Below are 17,140 nucleotides of genomic sequence, written 5' to 3'. Positions count from 1 at the left end.
TGCCTTGTTTATAAGGTAATGCCCGTGTGGCAGCGTCAGGAATACTATAAAAATGAGAACAGTCAAAAGTTCTAAATTTATCCAGTACGTGCTGGTTGCGATAGCTGCAACGTTCGCAGGTCTGTTTTATGCCTTCATAAGCATCAAGCAAGCGGCATACGATGCACGGGAGGCCAGCGAGAAGCGCCACCGGTCTTATTTACTTGCCGATGAAGTGCGTGGAAGTTCCGATGATTTGACGCGCTTAGCACGTACTTATGTGGTGACGGCGAACCCGGAGTATGAACGCGAATACCTGAATATCATTGATATTCGCAACGGCAAGGCACCGCGCACGAAAGAGTATCACCGTACTTACTGGGATTTTGGCGCGGCGGGCAATGCACAGCCTCGCCCCGATGGGGAGGCGGTGGCGTTGCAAACGCTGATGAAACAGGAGGGAGTTTCGGATCAGGAGTTTGTGAAGCTCAAGGAGGCTCAGGCCAATTCCGACAATCTGGCCCAACTCGAAGTCAAGGCGATGAACGCGGTCAAGGGCAAGTTTGTTGATGCCCGGGGCAATTACACGGTGAATGCGGAGCCCGATCTAGCCTTTGCCCGCACACTGCTGTTCAGCCCGCAATACCATGTCTTCAAGGCACAAATCATGAAGCCGATAGACGACTTCTTTGAGCTAATGGACGCTCGCACCTCGCAGGAAGTGACCTCGGCGAACAACGCGTTGAACTTTGTGCAGAACTTGTTCGTGGCAATATTACTGATACTAATTGTTGAGTTTGGCTTACTGATTTACTTTGGGCGCCGGCAGATCCTGGAGCTATTGGGAGGTGCCCCCGCCGAGCTTACTCGGGTGTTGAGTGAGCTTGCTACCGGCAATCTGGAGGTATCGATTCCTGATGCGCCTGACAATAGTGCCCTAGGCCGTGTGCGGGTGATGGCCGACAAGTTAAGCACTCTGATCGATGCGACGACCCAGGCCAGTGAGCAGTTGCGTTATTTTTTCACTGAAATCCAGGAAAAGAATCGTCAACTTGAAATAGCCGACCAACACAAAAGCGACTTCGTGGCCAACATGAGCCATGAAATCCGCACGCCAATGAACGCCATCATCGGCATGAGTTACCTGGCGTTGAAAACCGAATTGAACTCGCGCCAGCGAGACTACATCGAAAAAATCCAGCAGTCCGGCAAACACTTGCTGGGCATCATCAACGACGTGCTCGACTTTTCCAAGATCGAAGCCGGCATGCTGCGTGTCGAACAGACCAAATTCACCCTCGAGGAACTGCTCGACAATGTGGTGAACCTGGTCGGTACACGCGCCATACAACGCAACCTGGAATTGATCGTCGATGTGACGAGCGACGTCCCGACCACGTTGGTGGGCGATGCGTTACGCCTGGGGCAAATCCTGGTCAATTTTGCCGGCAATGCGGTCAAGTTCACCGAGCAGGGCGAGATCGCGATCGTGGTTCGTCTGCATGAGCGCAGCGAGTCCGAAGCGCTGCTGTATTTTGCGGTCCGGGACACTGGCATCGGCCTGTCCGAAGAACAGATGGGCCGTCTGTTCCAAAGCTTCCAACAGGCGGACACCTCGACGACCCGCCAATACGGCGGCACCGGTCTGGGTCTGGCGATTGCCAAGAACCTGGCCGAATTGATGGGCGGCGCGGTCGGCGTGGACAGCGTCGTCGGTCAGGGCTCGACCTTCTGGTTCACGGCCCGTGTCGGCATCGCGTCAACCGCGTGCAGAAAACTGCAGCCCCTGAACCCGCATGGCTGCCGGGTGCTGGTGGTGGATGACAATAACAACGCGCGTCACACCCTTTCGGAAATGCTGATCGAGATGGGGTTTGCAGTGCAGTCAACGGAATCAGGATTAGCGGCCATAGAAGCGCTGCGCGACGCCGATGTTGCCGGGGCGCCATTCGATATTGCTTTGCTGGATTGGCAGATGCCCGACATGGACGGCATCGAGACAGCGAAACTCATCCAGCGTGGCGATGCCGGCAAGGTGCCGCGCATGGCGCTGGTGACGGCTTACGGACACGACAACCTGCTGGCCGACGCGAGCGATACCGGCCTGGAGGCGGTGCTGGTCAAACCGGTCAGCCCGTCCACGCTATTCGATGCCATGAGCAGACTGCTGGGTGACGGACCCAAGAAAGTCAGGGTCGCGGAATCGGCCGTGGATGATCTGATGGAAGCCATGGCGGTGATTTTCGGCGCGCGGATCCTCCTGGCCGAAGACAATGTACTGAACCAGCAGGTGGCGAGCGAATTGCTGGCCGACGCCGGATTGCTGGTCGATATCGCCGACAATGGGCAAATTGCCGTCGCCAGGGTGCAAGCGGGCGACTACGACCTGGTGCTGATGGATATGCAGATGCCGGTACTCGATGGCGTGAGCGCGACGCGTGCCATACGCGCCTTACCGGGCAAGGGCGATCTGCCCATCGTCGCCATGACCGCCAACGCCATGCAGGCCGACCGCGAACGCTGCCTGGAGGCGGGCATGGTGGATTTCGTCGCCAAGCCGATCGACCCCGATGAGTTGTTCCGGGCTCTGCTGCGCTGGGTCAAACCGACCGGCGCAATGCCCTCTCTGCAGACGCATGAGGCTGTCGGTGCCGCCGCCCCTGATGAGACGCTGCCTGCAGCCATCCCAGGTCTCGATCTCGAAGCGGGCTTGCGCGCAGTGCTGGGCAAACCGGCGCGCTACATCGCCATGCTGCGCAGCTTTGCGAAGAGCCAATCACTCACGATGCAGGGCATACGCGAAGCGCTGGCGCGCGACGATGCCCCGACAGCGGAGCGCTTGGCGCATACGTTAAAGGGCCTGGCCGGTACGATCGGCGCGCGCGAGTTGCAGCAACACGCCGGCGACCTCGAAAAGGAACTGCAGCAGGATGCCAGCGGGCGCCACGGCACGGCATCGCCGCAGACACTGCAGGCGCTGCAGGTCTTGCTGGCGCGACAAATCGCCAGCATCACGACGGCGTTGCCCGAACCTGTGACGAGGATGGACGAGCCTGTTGATTTGACGCTGTGCGACACCGTGATTCCTCTATTGGACACCCTGCTGCATGAGGACAATCCGAAAGCGGAGCAACTGTTGCACGAACATAGGACGCTGCTGACCGCCGCATTCCCTGGACATTTCCGTCAGTTGAACGAAGCCATCGAACAGTATGATTTTGAACAGGCGCTACGGGTCCTGACCGAGGCAACCACAGTAGCCACATGAGCATCGACAAAAAAACAGAGCGAGTCGTGCAATGAGTTGCAATGATAATCCGAGCCGCAAGCCGACGATCCTGGTGGTCGACGATACGCCGCAAAATCTTCGCATGATCTGCGATTTATTGGAAAACGACTACCAACTAAAAGTCGCGTCGCACGGTACCGGCGCGTTGAAAATTGCCTGCTCCGATACCCCACCGGATCTGATTTTGCTCGATATCATGATGCTCGACATGGATGGCTATGAAGTCTGTCGGCAACTCAAGGCGAATTCTGAAACAGCGGGCATTCCGGTGATCTTTCTCACGGCGAAAGCCGATACGCAAAGTGAGCAAGTCGGCTTTGAATTGGGGGGCGTCGATTACATCACCAAACCCATCAGCCCGCCGATCCTGCTGGCGCGGGTGAAAACCCACCTTCTTCTGAAGGCATCGAGCGATATGTTGCGCGATAAGGTGCGTTTCCTTGAACGAGAAATCGCGCAGCGCACGCTGGAAATCCATCGGGCCCAGGATGCCACCGTTCTTGCAGTCGCCTCGCTGGCCGAAACGCGTGACAACGAGACCGGCAACCACATCCTGCGTACCCAGTGTTACGTGAAGGCCCTCGCGGTCAAACTGCAACAGCATCCGCGATTCTCCGATTATCTCAGCGATGCGGCGATTGAGTGCCTCTACAAGTCGGCGCCTCTGCACGACATCGGCAAGGTCGGCATTCCAGATCGGATCTTGCTCAAGCCAGGCAAGCTGGACGCCGATGAGTTCGAAATCATGAAGACACATACCACGCTGGGTCGCGATGCCATCGCCAGCGCAGAGCAACGTCTGGATAAAAACATCGCCTTTTTGCAATGCGCGAAGGAAATTGCCTACGCCCATCAGGAGAAATGGGATGGCAGCGGTTATCCGCTGGGCCTGAAGGGCGATGCGATTCCAATTTCCGCACGTCTCATGGCCGTTGCCGACGTTTACGATGTATTGATCAGCCGCCGGGTCTACAAACCGGCTTTTTCCCATGAAAAAGCGCTTGCCATCATCAACGAGGGGCGCGGCAAGCATTTCGATCCGGATATTGTCGATGCATTTACGGCCATACAGGAGCAATGCCGGGCAATTGCCGAATGCTATACAGATACCGACGACGACTTGGCAGAGGCGGCGGCTCGCGCGAGCACGGCTGGTTTCTGAAAGAGCTGGGCAGAAGTGCCGGACAGGAGCCTTCCGGCGTATTGTGTTGCTGGATCTAGGGAGGTGCTGAACAATTCCTGGTTCGCGCCTTGCACCCTATTCAAACCAGCGCTATCAGCCTGCCGGCCTTATTTGCTTTCCCAAGCAGGTTTCAGCCCCTCTATCGCCGATTAGCCGGGCAATCCCATATTTCACCGCCGCACGTTGCAAAAGTCGCTTGGCTAACTTCAGATTGGCCAGCCCGTTACGGCTTGCTGACTCAGCCAGGCTGCGAGAAAACGGCGGCGTAGGTGTTTTTCTACAGAGTGTCCCAATCCTCTGAACGGAATACAGAGGAAAACCAGCTCATGAGGATCATTCGCCTGAAAGATGTCAAGCATTCCACCGGCCTGGGTCGGTCCACGATCTACAAGTACATCAGCGAGGGGAGCCTTCCGAAGCCAGTGTCGTTGGGCGACAGGGCTGTCGGCTGGGTTGAAAGCGAAGTCATGGGCTGGGTCATGGCCAGGATCGAGGCGCGCGACTTGGTTACGGTAATCGTTGCGTGATTCACAAGCATCTGGGGTGAGCTTTAGATGCCTGTACCGGCCAGTCTCAATACATCATGGTAGGGCTTCTCCGGTCATGGTGCTTTATGCCGCTTTAGCAGGTTGCCGTGGTGGTATCCCAAGCAACTCCCTCGGTGGATTCATAGCCAAAAGTCTCGGTAGGCAGGGCGATATCGCTTTTCGGACAATTCGTCGAGCGCGATCGGTTCGCCGAGCTTGGCCTGGGCCATCGCATAGCTGACCAAGATATTTATTTTCTCGCGGGCAGCGTCCTCGCCCAGATCTTCGCTTTCAACGAAGTCGCTGGCTACGTCTGGAATGCGAAAGGAGAGGAATTTTGAACAAAATCCAACACGCCCATGAGGCAATGGTTTCACAGGCTAATAAGTAGATAATTTCGAGAGCAGCACACTAGAAAATGTTGCGGGAATAAGGCTCAGAATGGCAAGTAGTGAGGTTTAAAGTTTTTAGTTATTCAAAATAACAATTAAGCAGTGCGGCTTTAACTCCGCGCGCAATCAACACTCATTACCGTCCTATATACGAACGCCATTGGGCTGGTCTGAGAGGGGCGCCATGTAGTAAAAATAGACATTGACACGCCGCCAAACAGTCTATACTCAATCGGGAAGCGCTTGTAGTACGGATAAATTCAAGATTCTTTATCTTTGGCGCATATCAATGTACCGTTTTACCTCTTTATGTAAAGAGGTATTATCCAAATATTGGGAGCAGCTTAAAATGACCTATAAAGTTTTTTGCAATATGGCCCTAGCTGGCTTGATGTTCTCCTCCGTTGGCGGTGTTTATGCCGCTGCGTCCCCAACTACGCCCGATAATATGACGTGTCAGGATTTTCTCGATATGACCCCAAGTGCCTCGTCCCCAGTCCTGCTTTGGGTCGTAACCGACAATACAGTAAATTCAAATGGTGGTTCTTTCGATAAAACAACAGTTGATGCAACTGTTCTTCCTCAGGTCGTAAAGCTGTGCAAGGCAAATCCAACTAAAAAAGTAACTAGTTTGAAACAAGAAATATTAGGCTTTTTCAAATAAATATACTTGCATGCTTAAACGCCTCGCCGGCATTCTAGCGTGCTATTCTCGAAATAATCTACCCATTAGCCTGTGAGGCCATTGCCTCACGGGCGTGTTGGATTTTGTTCAATATGCCCTATCCTTACACCGTGATGTCGCGACAGAAGCGCTCAACCATGTTCATCCACGAACTGGAAGTCGGGGTGAAGTGCAAGTGGAAGCGTTTGTGCTTCTCAAGCTTGGGCGAATGGTGGATGCGCTTCTAAAGGATCCCGCCAAGACGAAGTTTGAGCGTTGCTCAGGCATACCGGAAGTCTGGGGTGCGGTCGTGGTCAGTCGGAGTTCTACAGCAGAGAGTTTTGACAGGCCGGAAGATCGACCGGGCATGTAATACAGTGGGCGATGCAGTGGGTCAACGAGCATCGCGAGGACAACCGCTACTGAGAGTTCGCGCGGACGGCCTGGGGCGTGAGCCAACAGGGAGGATCGTCGAACGGTGATGACGGGATGCCGTCTGGCCGGCATTGCCCGCTGCATTCAGGCGAGCATTGAGATGATCGCGCTGGCTACGGTCACAAAGGCCAGTCGTGGAAAGACCTTGTCGAGCAGGACGCGGTGGACTTCCGTATCACTGTCCGAGCAGCAGTCCCTGACAACGAAAAGGCGGTAGTCTGCGTCCGCTGCGTCGCATAGCGTCGAGAGCACCACACCACTTGTCAGGATGTCAGTGAGCAATAGCGTGTCGATGCTGTTTGCCCGAAAGATCATCTCAAGATCGGTCCCGGCGAAGGCGCTTACACGGATCGGATGCGTGTTCAAGGTAGAACACGAACAACGGTATTTAGCGATGGCTCGTTCATGTTTGCGCATTGAGCAAGTGTTCGATGACTTGGGTATTCACACATCGCTGGTTAGCGCCGCGTGCGTGTAAGTATGAGCACCGCGAAGAGTTATCGTGTCGTGGCAATTGCGACCTCCGATCCGGAGCCTCCCAGTGCCAGGAACAACTGTGCCGTGTCCATATAGCGCTGGGCGCGTACCCGCACGTAGTCGAGACTCGCCTGCTGATAGTGCCGTTGGGCATCGAGCACCTGTAGTACACCGACATTGCCTTCGCGATAACTCATGCGCGTCAGTTCAAGATTGTCGCGTGCTGCTTCCTGCGCATGTGTCTGTGCAGCGAGCTCCTCGGCATCATGATCCAGCGCCTGCAACGAATCGGCGACCTGACCAAACGCCGTCAGCACAGTTTGCTGATACTTGGCCGCGCTGGCCTGCATCGCATCTACGGCAGCTCGCCGCTGCGCATGCAGCGTGCCGCCGTCGAATAGCGGCGCGACCAGCCCGCTCACCAGGCTCCAGCCATTGTTGCCACCGGCAAAAAGCTGTCCAGCCTGGGTAGACTGCTGCGAGAAGGATGCACTGAGGTTGATCTGCGGATAGAGATTTGCCGTAGCCACGCCCACGGAGGCGGTGGCCGCGTGCAGCTGTGTTTCGGCCGCTAGAATGTCAGGTCGCCGATGTGCCAACTCGGATGGCAAGCTCACCGGGAGGCGGTGCGGCAATGTCAGCTCCGCAAGGTCTAATTCGGGCAAGGAGCCATTGGCCGGTGCCTGCCCGAGCACAATGGACAAGGCGTGCTGGGCGACGCTCAATTCCTGATGCAACGGCGGCAATAGCGTCGTATCGCTGGCCAGTTGGCTCTCGGCGCTAACGATATCGAGACGTGAAACAGAGCCGGCAGCGAAGGCCTCATGCACCAGCGTCAGATTTTCACGGTCTTGATCGAGCAGGGTTTGCACGGTTGCGACCTGCGCGCGTAGGGAGGCAATCTTGAGCGACTGCATGACAGCGTTACCGGTAACCGCCAAGTAGGCCGCATCAAGCTGCTGCTGCTGGTAGTCCGCCAGCGCTTGCTGCTGTTCCACCGAGCGAGCTACGCCGCCCGTGTAGTCAAGCGAATAGCTGATTGTCGGCCCGACGGAGAAATAGTTGAAAGCCGGTTGTTTAGTCGAGGTGCCGAGAAACGCGGCACCGTATTTTTCTCGACCAGCGCCGCCTGCCATGGAAACTTGTGGATAGAGGGCGCCAGCCTGCGCGGCCGAGAGTTCCTGTGCCTGCGCCAATGTGTAGCTGGCGGCGACGATGGTGCGATTGTGCACTAATGCTTGCTTTACCACGCCATCGAGCACGTCCGACTGAAACAGCAGCCACCACGCCTTATCCAACTGCTCACCCATGACGGTCTGCTGCGCCGTTTCTTCGCCTGCACGCGGCGTTTCCATTTGTAGCGGCTGCGCAGTATAGCGATCCGTCGTCGGGGTCTCAGGATGCTGGAAATCGGGGCCGACCGCGCATCCGGCAAGGATCGTTGCCATTGCGGCCAGAGCAGGCAGCGTTGATAAGTTTGTGAGCTTCATTCCATCACCATGGGTGCTTCGTCCTTCTTTACCTGCCCCGTTTTCAATAGTGCGATCAGCGGAATCGCGCATAGCGTGAGCACCATCATCAATTTGAAGTCATTGTTGTAGGCAATCATGGCCGCCTGGCCGCTGACCATTTCATTGAGTCGGGCCAGGCCACCCGCGGTGGACAACGCCTCATGCGGCAGCGCATGCAACCCGTTGGCATAGGGCGTGACATGTTCGGCAAGGCGTGAATGCATCAGCTGCGTGTTACGCGTGAGTAGCGTCACCACGACCGAGATGCCCACGCTGCTGCCGACATTGCGCACCAGGCTGAACATGGCGGTCCCTTCATTGCGAAACCGCGGCGACAGCGTGGCAAAGGTGATCGCTGCCAGCGGCACATAGACGAAGCCGGTACCGAGGCCCTGGATAAAACCCGACCAGACGACCTGGGGGCTGTACATCTGCAGATAGAAGGCGCTCATCTGCCACAGTGAATAAGCCGTGAGCAAGAAGCCGCCGGCGATGATCAGGCGCGTATCGATCTTGCCCATGATGCGGCTGACGATAAACATCGCCACCAGCGTGCCCGCGCCACGCGGCGCCGTCACCAAGCCAGTCAGCACGACGGGATAGTTCAGCAGATCTTGCAATAACGGCGGCAACAGGGCCAACGTGGCGAACAGTACGACGCCAACGATAAAGATGAACACATTGCCGGTAAGAAAATTACGGTCCTTGAACAGTGCAGGGCTGACGAATGGCACCTCTTTCGTGGTCAGCATATGGACCACGAACAGATAGAGCGCCAGCGCGGAGACGATTGCCTCGACCCAGATTTCAGTCGAATCGAACCAATCCTGGTTTTGACCACGATCCAGCATTAGCTGGAAGGTGCCGACGGCAATGCTCAGTGCGGCGAAGCCAAAGAAATCGAAGCGCGATTTGCTAATTTGCGATTCCGGCATGAACGAGACAATGCCTAAGTAGGAGAGAATCCCAAACGGCACATTGATGTAAAACACCCAGCGCCAGTTGTAGTTCTCAGTCAGCCAGCCACCCAGCGCCGGCCCAAGGATCGGGCCGATGGTCACGCCCATCACCCACAGCGCCATGGCGCTGGCGTGCTTTTCCGGCGGGTTGATGTCGAGCAACACGGCTTGCGACATCGGGATCAGTGCTGCGCCACACAGGCCCTGAAACAAACGAGCGAGCACAATTTCCGGCAGCGATTGTGCCAGGCCGCACAGGGCCGAGGCCACGGTAAAGCCGACAATGGAAAACAGGAATACGCGGCGACGACCGATCTGCCCAGCCAGCCAACCGCTCAAGGGCGTCATGATGGCGGCCGCGACGATATAGGAAGTGAGCACCCAGGTCATCTGATCCTGCGTCGCCGACAGCGAGCCTTGGATGCGCGGCAACGCGACATTGGCGATGGTGTTGTCAAGCGCCTGCATGATGGATGCCAACATCACCGACAGCGTGATAAGGCCGCGATGCCTTATCGCGCCGTGCTCCCCGGCAGTTGTCGCTGCGCTATTCACTTGCCTGCACTCGTCGCGAGATTGGCTTGGCCCGTCTCCTCGCTGGCAATCAGATGGCGCTGGTAGCGTGTATCGACGCTCACGGTGGCGCTCAAGCCGCCCGGCAGAGGGGAGGCGGGGTCAAGCTCGTCAAGCTCGATACGTACGGGTACGCGTTGCACTACCTTGACCCAGTTACCGGTCGAATTCTCCGGTGGCAGCACCGAGAATTGCGAACCGGTGCCTGGGCTGACGCTGACCACCCGGCCGGCAAAGGACTTGCCGCGATAGCTGTCAATCTGCACGCTGGCCGTCTGGCCGGGGCGCATATGCGCCAACTGGTCTTCCTTGAAATTCGCCTCGATCCAAATATCGTGAGTGGATACCAGCGCGAATACCGGAGCCGCAGCGGCAATATAGCTACCGACCTGCAATTCTTCTACCCGTGTTACCACGCCATCGGCCGGTGCCTTGACTACCGTATAGGAGAGATTGAGCTTGGCCCGGTCGAGCAGCGTCTGTGCCTGTTGCACCTCGGGGTGTTGCTCTGCGGCGATATTGGGGTTGCCGGCCAGATTGGCGAGCACGGCGCCGATCTGCTGCCTTGCGCCATCAGATTGCGCACGCGCTTCATCGAGTGCATGAGCAGCCTGGTCGACCTGGGCCTGTGACGCGATGCCGGATGCGAACAGGCGTCGCTGCCTGTCATGTTCGGTTTGCCTGAACTTCAACGTATTTTGCGCCGCAGCCAATTCCGCCTGTCGCTGGCGGTAATTCGCCTTCAGCATATCGATCTTCAAATGTGCGGCGGCAAGCTGCGCATTGGCCTCTTCGAGTGCAATGCGAAACGGTGCGTCGTCCAGCCGGAACAGTAGGTCGCCCTTGTGCACCAGCTGGTTGTCATGCACGGCGACTTCCTTTACGCGACCGGCGACGTCGGCGCTGATTGCCACGCGTGCGGTTTGCACATAGGCGTCATCCGTCGTTTCAAAGCGCCCGCCGCTGAGGTAGAAATAAGCAGCGCCCGCCAGCACGACTACCGGCGCCAGCAGCATCAGCGGCAGGCGCAAGCGTGTGCGTAAATCCCGCACTGATTGCGTTTGCGGCGCGCTAGCAGCTGGTGTGTCTTGGTTAGCTTGGTCCATGATGGTCATTCGCGGTTAGGTCCGGTGGAACGCCGCTGAGTGCGGGCTTTCGGCTCTGGCGTGCTCGCGAGGGAGCATGCGGCCGCCTCGTCCGGCGATGCGTTGAGCTGGCACAGATTGCCGTACAAACGCTCCAGCACGTCGAGAAACACGTCGCGCTCCGTGTCGCTGACGCCGGCAAACACCTCGGCGCGGGTCAAATCGGCGAGGCGCCATATCTCGTTCAGCGCAGGCTTTGACTTAGGCGTGAGGTGAAGGCTGCGCGCCCGCCGATCGGCAGGGTCTGGCCGCCGCTCAAGCAGCCCGTCCGCTTCCATGCGGTCGATAATGCGCACCATCGCCATTGGCTCCAGGCTGGTCAGTTCGGCAAGCTTGGCTTGGTTGACACCCTGGTTTCGTTCCAGGTGGCCCAGCACCTTGCATGACGCAAGCGTCAAAGACATCTCGCCTGCATGTTGCTCAAAGCGCAGTACGTATCTGCGAGTAACTTCCTTGAGCAAGAAACCGAAATTGCGTAAACGATCCATGGGGCGATGATTTCCTCTACTGGTCGACAAGACAAGCGATCTCAGAATGCCTGATATAATATCGTTTAATATAATAACAATTGTTATATTTTCAAGCGGTAGCAGTCATGTCAATGCACTGCTGTTGCAAGCAGCGCGATGTCGCCTGGCGACCATCTGATGGTGAAACAAATTCACTACGCAATCGACCGGCTCAACGCCTTTCCGTAGCCGTTGTGGTTTCCATGAGTCAACCGGCAAAGGCCTCCGTTCCAATGCGCGCCTCATGCCAGGTCAGCTCGGGCGGTGGAGGGGGAGCGATCAGCTACAGTTGAGCGAAAAGCTGAAAGGAGAAATTCATGACTTGTTTCATTTGCAATGAGCCTGCTGTGGCAATTGATGCTGATGAGGAATACCTGGAAAGAGCCTGCCCGAAGTGCGGACGCTATAGAATCACCGGTGCGGCGCTTGTACTGATGAAAGCCCATGGCTGGCGATTTGACGTGGCGCTGACCCGGAAGTGGCTTGAGGAACAGCAGGTCTCGGGAACGATTCCAATCATCGATTCGCACCAGGCGGGTCGTCTGATTGACGCTTAAGCGGAGACTGCTCGGGTCAGGTGATCATTGGCCCGCTTAGGTAGATGCGCTTCATGCTGCCACCGCAACTGGCTGGCGAAAGACAGGAAGGGCACTGGCCTGCTCCCGCACAGCTTCATGCGCACTTCGTCGTAACCCCAGATGTTGCTGTCATTGAATCGTTCAGGCCCGAGATAGCCAGGGTGCAGGGGGGCACCGGGTCTGATGTAATCCCGGAACTCCTTAACCAGATCGCGAAGTGTGCCGCCGGGGCTGAAAAAGGCCTGGTGACTTTCCGAGTGACTTTGTAATTCGCTGTTCCGCACTATTGGGCATCGTTGCAGCGAGCGCCAAGCGCGAAGCCTTGTGTCTAGCGGCCTGTAGAGGGTTCAGCATGCAAGGGGTGCCAGGGGGACGAGTGTTCGAATCACTCCGTCCCGACCCTATTATTCAATGACAAAGCCCAACCTCTTGAGGTTGGGCTTTGTCATTTGTGGGTTTCGGTGTTTCAGGTTGTTCGCCTGTATGCGGCCCCCGATTTACTTCAAATCTCCACCCAGGCTCGGCGTGCCGAAGCCCTCCAACGATGCATTGGAGTTGCTGAAGTAGCCCGCCCAGAACTCATTCAGCGCGTCCATGGTCTTGCCTGAGCGATAGCTTTGTTTGATGCCATCGGTGATCAGGCCGGCGCCCGTGACGTAGATTCGAGCGCCGGACAGGTCGGCGAACAGGTTGTGGGCTTGGGCTTTTTTCAGCTCGTCGGCGACCACCAGGTTCTTGATCTGATTTTTGGCGTAAAAGCTGGTGTAGTCACTGTTTTCCAGCATGTCGCTGATCAGGAACACCACGTGGTCGTGGGTGTTCTCGGCGGTCTTGATGTCGTCGCCGATTTTGCGCAAAGCGTTCATGATTTCGCTTCTCGGGATGTCTTGACGGGCGTCACGCAGGCTCTTCACGAACAGTTTGCCGAAACCGGTTTCGAAGTCTTGCGGCTGACGGGCGAGGCACTGGTCCAGAGTGTGTAGCTTGCGTGCGCTGGCGTCGTCGCGGGCGTCTTCTCCGATGTTTTTGTCGAGCTTGCCGGCGTAGATCAAACGCAGGTATTCGCCCGGCAGGAACGCCGAGAAGCTGTAAAGCTTGACGTTGTCACCGGGTTGCACGAAGCGGGTGATCTGACCCCAGGCCTGCTTCTGGATGTCTTCCGGAACGGGCACGGTTTCATCGACCACGACAATGAGTTCACGGCCTGACGAGGCAGGCTTGAGTTCGGACAACTGGGCCGTTTCGTAGCAGCTTTGCAGGTCATTACGCTCGTTGGCCAAGGCGATGCAAGGCATCACCAAGGTTGCGAGCATCAGTGCCTTGAGGGCCTTCATGCGCTGACTCCACCGACCTTGAAAATGCCCAACTGTTTCAGCAACTGCTGTTGTTCGCGAACACTCTTGAGCGTGGCTTCGTCGTGCTTAAGGGCCTTTGCCAGGGTTGGCAATTGCTCATCGGTAACGCTCGTGAGGTCGTGAAAGGTGTTGGCATCGATGTCTGCCAATCGCGCCACAGGTGCCGATGCCACAGGTTCGGACACCGCAGCAATGGCTGCTTGCAAGGCCGGGACGGGGACCCCCCGTGCCGCTTCAATCGCTGGAGCTGGAGCTGGAGCTGGCGTCGCGTTGATGCGCTCTTGGTCATGTTTCAGCGCTTTCTCCGCGGTACGACGCACCATCACATAGGCATTGAAGTCGCGCTTTTGAATGGCCGAGCCTTTCATCGCATTGAGGTGCTCGGCATTGTTGGTCACACGGGTGGATAGCTTCTGCTGCAACATGCTCAACTTATGGTCGGCATGGCCGGAGATTTTTGTGCGCTCGCGTTCCAGCCAGCGAACCATTTCGTCCGCACTGTTGAATTTGTGTGTGTAGTCGTAGGCGCGACGCGAGTGGACACCCGCGAAACCAAAGATGCTCGCGAGCCAACAGGTGATGCACTGGATGGCGATGTAGATGACAGAAAGGATCAGGTAAGTGGTCAGCGATGCTTCTCGGATCGCCTGCATTTTGTCGTCAATGGTCTTGTCGTCGGCGGAGTTGTTGACCGCTTTGGATTCGTCCGGCAGTTCAAACGGGCTGGCTTTGGTTGAGCCGGTGCTGTGTGCGCTTTCGGCACGCAGCGAATTGACCATCTCGTCCTGAATGCTGTCGAGGGTCTTGGCGCGAACCACGAATGCGGCGACCGACATAATCATGATGATTCCGACAAAGGCACCGATCAGCAGGTACTTGGGTGTGACGTCGACCGAGGTGGCGATGCGCGACAGGATGCGGTTGTAGTCTTTGTCGTTGCTGTCACTGAAGCTGTCTTCGATGTTGATCGAGTCGATTTGCTTGAGGTGGTTCGAGCGCGAATCGGACGCGTCGCCACGCCACCAGGCACGGGCCTTCTTGATCAGGCTGTTGTGATGGATAGCGTGACCGGCCGCCTCGGCAAAACCGCAGGAAATGACGGCCAGCAGAATGGCCACGCCGATCGCCTGATAGCGTTTGTCACTGGCTGACGCGTCGAGGCTCAACCACCCCGACAGTACGTAACCAAAGCCGACTGCTTCGACCACCAACAGGACTGCGGCCAGGATAAACACCCAGGCCGGACGTGGTTTACGGCCGGCTTCGCCGATCTTTTTCAAATAATCCTGGCACTGGCGAAAGAACTCCGGGCTTTTGTCGACCTGGCCGTACGCCTCGTAGTAGTCGTTGCACAGGTCGTACTCGGAGTTGGTCCAGCCATCTGGGCGAATGGTGGGTTCTTTGCTGGCCGAGCGCGATACCGTGCCAATCAGCGGCATACCGTGCCAGATACGCATGGTGAAGTAGCCGACTTTATCCCAGTAATACTTCAGCAGGCATAGTAGGACGAGGAGGGCAGTGATGCTGATTATTGCCATCTCGTTTGCAGCCATAAAGGCTTTGAATGCAGCCATCGCGGATTCTTGCACGTTCGATTTCTCCGTTTATCTACTACTGAGTGCTGACAGGGGCATAGGCGACGGTGTAACTCTGCTCGCCGACGGGGTAGAAAAGCGCGCCGCGTTCTGCGGTTGCATTGCCCTTGCTGAAAACAACGTCCATGCAGGCCACGGGTGCCTTGGGCTCGCTGATGAATACGCGGTACAGCACTTCTTTCTCGCCTTCGTAGGTGTTGGCGACAGCGTTCATTTTCGGAAGCGGCTTGCGGTTGCCTTCGCCATAACCTTTCACCACTTGAATGAAGGGTTGTTTGCCGACTTCGGCGCCCTCGCGCAGGATGGAAACCGGGGAGATGGTGACTAGGTTTCCGTTGACGGTATTGGCCCAGACCCGGTTGTTGTAGCCCGGTAGGTAGTCGTGGGTTTTCACGTCTTCGAGCGGTTTGTCAGTGGCCAGGCTCATGACTTCGCCGCTTTCCCGTGGCATGTCGTCCTGGCAACTGCCGACCGGAATTTCGCTGGCATTCGCCGTGCTGATAAAGCTGAAGCCCCCGGTTTTCGGGGTGATGTTCTGGCCCAGGTTCCAATGCATGCTGGAGGTTGGCACGCCACCAAAGTCCACTGCTGGTTTCGCGCCGTTACTGTTTTTGGTGCTGGTGTTCTCCATTGGGGTGACGGGTGCAGGAGTAGGTGAGGCCGAATTTTTGGCTACCGCGGGGGCGGCGGGCTTGGTCACCGGCTTGGCTGTGGACGCGCCGTGGGCCAGGTATTTGGCGTTCGATTGCTCGGCCTTGGCGCGCATCACCAACATCTCCTGGGAGGTCAGCTCCGCGATTTCAACCCGGCGGTTCTCGGTCCGACCTTCGAAGGTGCTGTTGTCGGCAAGTGGCCGCGAAGCGCCAGCGCCCTGGTAGAAAATCGAGGTGGAAGGAATACCTGCGGCCATCAAGACTTTGCCAACGGTCCGCGCACGGCGTTCAGACAGCTTCTGATTAGTGGCGCTGCTGCCTGTAGCATCGGTGTGGCCCACCACCAGTAAACGCCGAGTGTTCGCCGCTTTAGGATCGACATTGGCATAGGCCGCGGCCACTTTGGCGATGCTTCGCTGGCCACTGACGGTGAGTTGATCGGAGCCAGTGTCAAACATGCCGGAGTCTTCGATTTGCGTCACGATTCCGGCATCCACTGGCGCTGCACTGGAGGTGGCCGACGCGGTCTGAAGTTGTTCTGAACGGATCTTCAGGTTTTCCTCTTTGGCGATGCGATCCAGCTCTTGCATCCGGCTTTGCCAGACCGACCCGGCGTAGCAACCTGCTGCTGTGCCCGCCGCCGCACCAATGAGTGCGCCTTTCTTGCCATTGATGGCGTAACCCGCTGCGCCTCCGGCAACCAGTCCGGCACCACACAGGATCGCCGTGCCATAGTTTTTGCCCAGTTGATCGAGTTGGGCAGTAGAGCACCCGGCAGCCAGCAGCAATGCACTGGCAAGCGTCGTGAAACGAAATGCGTTGGTCATCTCAAGTCCATTTCAATGCTGTTGTACAAAACGCTGTTACACCGAAATGCTGAAAAGAACTCAGCAGTCAGGCAAAACGAAATGCGTTCCGGAAGTCCGTATTGGGGGCGAGGTCACGTGGAAACCGCGGTTAGAGGTCTCCAGCGTTTATCAATGGGTGCGTGCTGCTGGGAAGGGTATAAATGAACAAGTATCGGCGAATTTTTTTAATCCGCGTGGCGGGCCAGAGGGAGGTGTGGCCGACACAAAGAGGGTGATCTTGTTCAAGCGAAGTCCTTTTCCACGGTAGGCAGGATTGAGTCCTGATTGATGGCTAAAGGACACCATCACTTTTTTGATACTAAATGCAACAAAGAGGGATGTCACGAAAAAGTTCGGACTAGAGCGGTTTGTACATAAGAACGGCGTCTGGATTTTTGGGGGCTGAGGTGAGCTACTACTCCGCGTGCATACGCTGTGATCCAGCACTCGTCGCTCAGGAAGTCATTG

At 56.9% G+C, this 17,140-nt stretch carries 14 protein-coding genes and 1 pseudogene; 6 read left to right on the top strand and 9 right to left on the bottom strand.

Annotated features, from left to right (window positions below):
• Positions 1 to 52: 52 nt before the first annotated feature.
• From AC1MDT_RS12130 to AC1MDT_RS12120, 3 genes are all read left to right on the top strand, one after another.
• Positions 53 to 3,247 carry a response regulator gene (locus AC1MDT_RS12130; protein ID WP_480422229.1) on the top strand — a complete coding sequence of 1,065 codons (3,195 nt, stop codon included), beginning with the start codon at positions 53 to 55 and terminating at the stop codon, positions 3,245 to 3,247.
• 31 nt (positions 3,248 to 3,278) lie between these two features.
• The gene (locus AC1MDT_RS12125) at positions 3,279 to 4,430 is read left to right on the top strand and encodes a response regulator (protein ID WP_480422228.1); all 1,152 of its coding nucleotides are present in this window, start codon (positions 3,279 to 3,281) and stop codon (positions 4,428 to 4,430) included.
• 347 nt (positions 4,431 to 4,777) lie between these two features.
• Positions 4,778 to 4,978: a helix-turn-helix transcriptional regulator gene (locus tag AC1MDT_RS12120; protein WP_480422227.1), complete on the top strand. Its 201-nt coding sequence runs from the start codon at positions 4,778 to 4,780 to the stop codon at positions 4,976 to 4,978.
• A 179-nt stretch (positions 4,979 to 5,157) separates the two neighbouring features.
• Here AC1MDT_RS12120 and AC1MDT_RS12115 read toward each other — a convergent pair.
• Positions 5,158 to 5,283: pseudogene (locus tag AC1MDT_RS12115) on the bottom strand (nucleoid-associated protein YejK); the annotation flags it as partial.
• Positions 5,284 to 5,719: 436 nt separating this feature from the next.
• Here AC1MDT_RS12115 and AC1MDT_RS12110 point away from each other — a divergent pair.
• Positions 5,720 to 6,034, top strand: a complete 315-nt coding sequence (locus AC1MDT_RS12110) for an HdeA/HdeB family chaperone (RefSeq protein ID WP_480422226.1) — start codon at positions 5,720 to 5,722, stop codon at positions 6,032 to 6,034.
• 113 nt (positions 6,035 to 6,147) lie between these two features.
• Positions 6,148 to 6,282 carry a hypothetical protein gene (locus AC1MDT_RS12105; RefSeq protein ID WP_480422225.1) on the top strand — a complete coding sequence of 45 codons (135 nt, stop codon included), beginning with the start codon at positions 6,148 to 6,150 and terminating at the stop codon, positions 6,280 to 6,282.
• A 271-nt stretch (positions 6,283 to 6,553) separates the two neighbouring features.
• Here the strand turns inward: AC1MDT_RS12105 and AC1MDT_RS12100 are convergent, their stop codons facing one another.
• From AC1MDT_RS12100 to AC1MDT_RS12080, 5 genes are all read right to left on the bottom strand, one after another.
• Positions 6,554 to 6,835, bottom strand: coding sequence for an isochorismatase family protein (locus tag AC1MDT_RS12100; RefSeq protein ID WP_480422224.1), 282 nt, complete (start codon positions 6,833 to 6,835; stop codon positions 6,554 to 6,556).
• 131 nt (positions 6,836 to 6,966) lie between these two features.
• Positions 6,967 to 8,508 (bottom strand): efflux transporter outer membrane subunit, encoded by a 1,542-nt coding sequence (locus tag AC1MDT_RS12095; RefSeq protein ID WP_480422223.1) that lies wholly within the window; start codon positions 8,506 to 8,508, stop codon positions 6,967 to 6,969.
• Positions 8,433 to 9,899: an MDR family MFS transporter gene (locus tag AC1MDT_RS12090; protein ID WP_480422222.1), complete on the bottom strand. Its 1,467-nt coding sequence runs from the start codon at positions 9,897 to 9,899 to the stop codon at positions 8,433 to 8,435. Before AC1MDT_RS12090 ends, AC1MDT_RS12095 begins: the two co-directional genes overlap by 76 nt.
• 68 nt (positions 9,900 to 9,967) lie before the next feature.
• Positions 9,968 to 11,104 carry an HlyD family secretion protein gene (locus AC1MDT_RS12085; RefSeq protein WP_480422221.1) on the bottom strand — a complete coding sequence of 379 codons (1,137 nt, stop codon included), beginning with the start codon at positions 11,102 to 11,104 and terminating at the stop codon, positions 9,968 to 9,970.
• The gene (locus AC1MDT_RS12080; RefSeq protein WP_480422220.1) at positions 11,101 to 11,622 is read right to left on the bottom strand and encodes a MarR family winged helix-turn-helix transcriptional regulator; all 522 of its coding nucleotides are present in this window, start codon (positions 11,620 to 11,622) and stop codon (positions 11,101 to 11,103) included. The genes AC1MDT_RS12085 and AC1MDT_RS12080 overlap by 4 nt, the downstream gene beginning before the upstream one ends.
• A gap of 338 nt (positions 11,623 to 11,960) precedes the next feature.
• Between AC1MDT_RS12080 and AC1MDT_RS12075 the strand changes: the two genes are divergently transcribed.
• Positions 11,961 to 12,200, top strand: coding sequence for a hypothetical protein (locus AC1MDT_RS12075; RefSeq protein ID WP_480422219.1), 240 nt, complete (start codon positions 11,961 to 11,963; stop codon positions 12,198 to 12,200).
• 518 nt (positions 12,201 to 12,718) lie between these two features.
• On the opposite strand, the gene AC1MDT_RS12070 is transcribed toward AC1MDT_RS12075, so the two are convergent.
• The 3 genes from AC1MDT_RS12070 to AC1MDT_RS12060 are packed head-to-tail and all read right to left on the bottom strand — an operon-like array spanning position 12,719 to position 16,651.
• On the bottom strand, positions 12,719 to 13,555 hold the full coding sequence (locus tag AC1MDT_RS12070) for a hypothetical protein (RefSeq protein WP_480422218.1): 837 nt from the start codon (positions 13,553 to 13,555) through the stop codon (positions 12,719 to 12,721).
• A complete protein-coding gene (locus tag AC1MDT_RS12065) occupies positions 13,552 to 15,150 on the bottom strand; it encodes a hypothetical protein (RefSeq protein ID WP_480422217.1) in 1,599 nt (532 codons plus the stop codon). The genes AC1MDT_RS12070 and AC1MDT_RS12065 overlap by 4 nt, the downstream gene beginning before the upstream one ends.
• 37 nt (positions 15,151 to 15,187) lie before the next feature.
• The gene (locus tag AC1MDT_RS12060; protein WP_480422216.1) at positions 15,188 to 16,651 is read right to left on the bottom strand and encodes an OmpA family protein; all 1,464 of its coding nucleotides are present in this window, start codon (positions 16,649 to 16,651) and stop codon (positions 15,188 to 15,190) included.
• Between the last annotated feature and the right edge of the window lie 489 nt (positions 16,652 to 17,140).

The sequence above is a fragment of the Pseudomonas sp. ASL7 genome (assembly GCF_056680375.1).
Note: the sequence above shows the minus strand (reverse complement) of the source record. Positions and strands in the feature narration are given on the sequence as shown.